Genomic DNA, 5,952 nt, shown 5'->3' with positions numbered 1-5,952 from the left:
ATTGAGAGCCATGAAGAGGAAAGTGTGAAATTTTTAAAACGATTAATTCAAGAAAAGAGCGTATCTGGTGATGAAAGCGGTGCGCAGGCAATTGTGATTGAAAAATTACGTGAATTAGGTTTAGATCTCGATATATGGGAGCCCTCCTTTTCTAAAATGAAAGATCATCCTTATTTTGTATCACCCCGTACAAGTTTTTCAGATAGCCCAAATATTGTAGCAACTTTAAAAGGAAGTGGCGACGGGAAATCTATGATATTAAATGGGCATATTGATGTAGTTCCAGAAGGGGATGTGAATCAGTGGGAACATCACCCTTATAGCGGTGAGAAAATAGGGAATCGTATATATGGCCGTGGAACGACGGATATGAAGGGCGGAAATGTCGCACTTATGCTTGCGATGGAAGCGATCATTGCATCTAATATTGAATTAAAAGGAGACATCTATTTTCAAAGTGTAATAGAAGAGGAAAGTGGTGGAGCAGGGACATTAGCAACTATATTACGAGGATATAAAGCAGATGGTGTCATTATTCCAGAGCCTACTAATATGAAGTTTTTCCCGAAACAACAAGGTTCCATGTGGTTTCGTCTACGTGTAAAAGGGAAAGCTGCACACGGTGGAACGCGCTATGAAGGGGTTAGTGCAATTGAAAAAAGCATGTTTGTTATAGAACATGTAAGAAAGCTAGAGGAGAAAAGAAATAGTCGAATTACAGATCCGTTATTTAAAGGAATTCCAATTCCAATTCCAATTAACATTGGCAAAATTGAAGGAGGGAGTTGGCCAAGTTCTGTTCCCGATGAATTAATTTTAGAAGGAAGATGCGGTGTTGCGCCGAATGAGACTATAGAGGCGGCAAAAGAAGAGTTTGAGAATTGGATTGTTGAATTAAATGATGTGGACAATTGGTTTGTTGAAAATCCGGTAGAAGTAGAATGGTTTGGAGCGAGATGGGTTCCTGGTGAATTAGAAGAAAATCATGAACTCATTACAACACTTCATCATAACTTTGTTGAAATCGAAGGGAACGAACCAATTATTGAAGCATCTCCGTGGGGGACTGATGGAGGTTTATTTACACAAATTGCAAACGTACCAACAATAGTATTTGGTCCAGGAGAGACGAAAGTAGCACACTATCCAAACGAATATATAGAAGTTGATAAAATGATAGCTGCCGCAAAAATTATTGCATGTACATTACTAGATTGGTGTGAGGTGAAAAAATGAAATACTATGAATCTTTTAGAGAACAGACGAATTGTTATACAGTAGAAGGCGTTTTAGATTATTTTAATAAACGTATCCGGGTAGATCACTATACAGGAAATGTTGAAAGTATTATACAGACAATTGACGAACTAGCAGAGAAACATTCTTTCACTAAATGTATTATTAAAGGAAAGGGAGAGCATGTTTCAACATGGCTCTCTTTCGGTTTTTTGTTGGAAGCAACGATACCTCATTATTTTCAAGGACACGATGCATACTTTTTTGTGAAATATAATAATGATCAAAGACGAAATAGTATGCATTGGACTGAGGAAGATACTATATTAAGCGGTGTAAAAGGAAAAGAAATAAAAGAAAAAGTAGTTCCAGAGAAATTTTTGCTGAGAAAAGCGACTGAAGAAGATGCAGAAGAATTAGCAACTGTCTTCGGAAAAGTATTTGAAGTGTATCCGACACCTTTAAATGAAGCGAGTTATGTATTACAGACGATGAAAGAAGACGATACAATTTACTACGTGTATGAATTTGAGGGGAAAATTATTAGTACAGCATCTGCAGAAATGAACATAAAGGAAGGGAATGCAGAATTAACGAATTGTGCTACTTTACCTGAATATCGTAAACATGGATTTATGAAAAGTTTACTAATTAAATTAGAGGAAGAGCTTCGAGAAAGATCTATTTTCTGCTCCTATACAATTGCTCGATCCCTTTCTTTCGGAATGAATGCTGCCTTTCATCAATTAGGCTATACGTATACAGGAAGACTGGCGAATAATTGCTACATTTTCGATAAGTTGGAAGATATGAATATATGGGTGAAAGATCTATCTAGTTATTCGAAAGCAGTAAAACTTCCGTCTCAAAATTTGGTTGTAAAGCAAAACAGTTAGGTGGAGCTGGGTGTTCGAAAAGCTGTACTAATTAGAGTTTCGAGTTATCTAATTAAAATATAAAATTGGTCAAAATTATAGAACGGAATCGTCATGCTTACAATCGCACATAGGTGTGCCGAAAATCCGGCATGTAATTGCCGGATTTTCGGCAAGAGGGGGGATGACATTGCTAGCAGTTTCGACACAAGAAGTCATTGAAGCGATTTTGGGCAGTATTGATGAGGCTATACACGCTGTAGATGAAAATGGAATTACAATATTTTATAATTCTGTAGCTGCAAAACACGATGGATCCAAGATTGAAAAAGTGTTAGGGAAACATCTGTTAGAAGCGTTCCCGTCTTTATCAAGGGAAACGAGTACATTGATGAAAGTACTAGATACAAAAAAACCTATCGTACATCAGGTACAACATTATCAAAATTTAAATGGTGAAGATGTTTGTACAGTAAATACGACGTTACCTATTTTTATAGATGGTAATATTGCTGGGGCTGTTGAAATTGCAAAGGATTACTCTACAATTCAAAAACTTACTGACACAATTGTTGACTTACAGTCGAAAATAAAGCGATCATCTAGAAAAAAAGTGATTAAAAAGCACGCTGCATTTGAGACGATAGTGACAAATGATACGCGGTTTAAACAGACGAAAGAGTTAGCACAAAAAGTAGCACCAACAGACGCGAATGTTTTAATATATGGTGAAACAGGAACAGGAAAAGAACTGTTTGTACAAGCAATTCATGAAGCTTCTAAAAGAAAAAACAAGCCATTTATTGCACAAAACTGTGCAGCTTTACCAGAGTCGCTATTAGAAAGTTTATTGTTTGGAACGACAAAAGGAAGCTATACGGGAGCGATTGAAAGAGCTGGGCTATTTGAACTTGTTGATGGTGGTACATTATTTTTAGATGAACTGAATTCAATGCCTCTTGATTTGCAGGCAAAAATGTTACGAGTGTTAGAAGATGGAGTCATTAGAAGAATTGGTGATAATAAGACGAGAAAAGTAGATGTTCGTGTTATTACCGCAATGAACCAGCCTCCAGAAATATGTTTACGAGAGAATAAAATTCGCACTGATTTATATTATCGCTTAAACGTATTTTCATTATATATCCCACCGCTTCGTGAAAGAACTGAGGATGTACTATTATTAGCATCTTATTTTTTGAAAGAATATAATAAAAGTTATAAAAAAGGTGTACTTCAAATTGATGAGGAAGCGAAAGATAGACTGCAAGCTTATCAGTGGCCTGGAAATGTCCGGGAGTTAAAACATACGATTGAACATGCTGTTATTATTGCAGAAGGGAATACATTAACAGCCAATTGTTTACCACGTACATTTCGGAAAGAGAAGTTTTCGAAGAAGAAGGGTATAATGCCACTTAGAGAAGCACTTCATCAAACAGAAAAAGAATTAATAGATCAAGCGTTGATTGAAACGGAAGGGAATATATTACAAGCCGCAAAAATGTTGGGTATCCCTCGTCAAACGCTTCAATATAAACTGAGCAAGTACGACAAAACCGCCGAATAATCGGCGGTTTTTGTGTGTTTGCACGAATAAAAGAGCGTTTACATATATAAAAAGTAATGAATATGATGTTAAGTATTGATTTCATACAACGCTTAAAAATATTTTTTTGCTTATGTAATAGGGTTCTCCGCACATTTACTTATCAACAATGTAAAGTTGGCATAACTATTGCTTATATAAAGGATGAGCGTATAAAAAGGGGGAATAGCAATGTTACATGATGTATACAAACCAAATCGTCACTGGAAGGATATCGAATTATGGAAAGATGTTACTGAAGAGCAATGGAATGATTGGGTTTGGCAATTAACGAATACGATCAAAACGTTAGATGACTTAAGAAAAGTGATTAACTTAACACCTGAAGAAGAAGAGGGCGTTAAAATTTCAACGAAAACGATCCCGTTAAACATTACACCGTACTATGCTTGGCTAATGAATCCTGATGATCCACGCTGTCCGATTCGGATGCAATCAGTACCGATTTCGGAAGAGTTATATAAAACAAAATATGATTTAGAAGACCCACTTCACGAAGACGAAGATTCACCAGTTCCAGGGCTAACACATCGTTATCCGGACCGTGTACTATTCTTAGTAACAAATCAATGTTCTATGTATTGTCGTTACTGTACACGTCGTCGTTTTAGTGGACAAATTGGAATGGGTGTACCGAAGAAACAATTAGATGATGCAATTGCTTATATTCGTGAAACGCCACAAGTACGAGATGTATTAATCTCCGGTGGTGACGGACTTCTAATTAACGATAAAATTTTAGAATATGTATTAAAAAATTTACGAGAGATTCCGCATGTTGAGATTATTCGTATCGGAACGAGAGCACCAGTAGTATTCCCACAACGTATTACAGAAAACTTATGTAACATTATTAAAAAATACCATCCAGTATGGTTAAATACACATTTCAATACATCTATTGAAATTACTGAAGAATCGAAAAAGGCATGTGAAATGTTAGCGAATGCTGGTGTTCCAGTCGGAAACCAAGCAGTAATTTTAGCTGGTATTAACGACAGCGTTCCAATTATGAAAAAACTTATGCATGACTTAGTAAAAATCCGTGTACGTCCATACTACATTTATCAATGTGACTTATCTGAAGGTATCGGTCACTTCCGTGCACCAGTATCTAAAGGTCTTGAAATTATTGAAGGTTTACGTGGACACACATCTGGTTATGCTGTTCCGACATTCGTTGTTGATGCGCCAGGCGGAGGCGGTAAAATTGCACTTCAACCAAACTATTTAATCTCACAAAGTGCAGATAAAGTTGTACTTCGTAACTTTGAAGGTGTTATTACGACGTATCCAGAGCCAGAGAGCTATATTCCAGGAAGAGCGGAAGGATACTTTAAAGAGATTTATCCGAACTACGAAGAAAAACGTTCAGATGTTGGTATCGCAGGTCTTATGAGCGATAAGAAATTTAACCTCGTTCCAGACGACTTACAGCGTATGAACCGTCGTAAAGACTACGAAGATAATGATACTCATGCATCTTTAAAAGATAAACGTGATAAGCGCGATCAATTAAAAGATAAAAAATATCAAGCACAAATGGCTAAGTTAGAAGAAAACGACAAAAAAACTGAGGGTGATGCAGTATGAATTGTATGTGGTGTGACAGTACAGAAGCGAAAGAAAGCTTGAATACTGTATATTGGGAATTACCAGATGGTACGAAAGCCATTGAAATCCAAGAGACACCATGTATTTCTTGTTCCTCGTGTGGGATGGACTATCAATCAGACCATACAGTAAAAGAAATTGAAGATCAATTATTCTTAATTTACACGAAAGATTTACCAAAACAACTAACATATGAAGAATTAATGGGAAGACCGCGTCTATTAAAAAGAAATTATTTCGACTTTTAACCAGCTTTTATGCTGGTTTTTTTCTTTTTTGCCTTGTATAATGTACCCAAGTTAGAAAGGTAGGGAATATTTTTGAAAAAGACATTTTACCATTATATGATGAAGCATCGTGCAGCTTTATTTAGAAATGAAATTTCAGATTTAGCAGAGGCGATGTATGATGATTTAAGTTTTCCGAAGCAATCTGAAGACTATGATGAAATTAGTTCATACTTAGAGTTGAGCGGAATGCTAGAAAGTATGTCTATATTTGATGAAGCCTGGGATTTATACATACAAGATAGATAAAAACTATTTGAAAACATACAGAATACATTACTTTATTTAAAGTGAAGTATTCTGTATGTTTTTTTATTATGAAATTTGTTGA

The 5,952-nt window shown here is 35.9% G+C and carries 6 protein-coding genes; all 6 read left to right on the top strand.

The window, feature by feature from the left end; all coding sequences use genetic code 11:
• The coding region (locus ACQGS6_RS21685; RefSeq protein WP_426965580.1) for a peptidase at window positions 1-1,236 on the top strand (1,236 nt) is incomplete at its 5' end.
• Window positions 1,233-2,132 carry a putative beta-lysine N-acetyltransferase gene (gene ablB, locus ACQGS6_RS21680; RefSeq protein WP_000878606.1) on the top strand — a complete coding sequence of 300 codons (900 nt, stop codon included), beginning with the start codon at window positions 1,233-1,235 and terminating at the stop codon, window positions 2,130-2,132. The genes ACQGS6_RS21685 and ablB, both read left to right, overlap by 4 nt.
• Before the next feature lie 163 nt (window positions 2,133-2,295).
• Window positions 2,296-3,681, top strand: coding sequence for an arginine utilization transcriptional regulator RocR (rocR, locus tag ACQGS6_RS21675; protein ID WP_011110073.1), 1,386 nt, complete (start codon window positions 2,296-2,298; stop codon window positions 3,679-3,681).
• A gap of 210 nt (window positions 3,682-3,891) precedes the next feature.
• Entirely contained in the window at window positions 3,892-5,313 is a 1,422-nt protein-coding gene (gene ablA / locus ACQGS6_RS21670) for a lysine 2,3-aminomutase (RefSeq protein WP_000902142.1), read from the top strand.
• Window positions 5,310-5,582 carry a YokU family protein gene (locus tag ACQGS6_RS21665; RefSeq protein ID WP_000995763.1) on the top strand — a complete coding sequence of 91 codons (273 nt, stop codon included), beginning with the start codon at window positions 5,310-5,312 and terminating at the stop codon, window positions 5,580-5,582. The genes ablA and ACQGS6_RS21665 overlap by 4 nt, the downstream gene beginning before the upstream one ends.
• A 72-nt stretch (window positions 5,583-5,654) precedes the next feature.
• Window positions 5,655-5,870, top strand: a complete 216-nt coding sequence (locus tag ACQGS6_RS21660) for a YozE family protein (protein WP_000750717.1) — start codon at window positions 5,655-5,657, stop codon at window positions 5,868-5,870.
• The last annotated feature ends 82 nt before the right edge of the window (window positions 5,871-5,952 follow it).

The organism is Bacillus sp. GMs2/2, assembly GCF_050172095.1.
Taxonomy (GTDB): domain Bacteria; phylum Bacillota; class Bacilli; order Bacillales; family Bacillaceae_G; genus Bacillus_A; species Bacillus_A cereus.
This window is presented reverse-complemented; position numbering and strand designations above follow the sequence as displayed.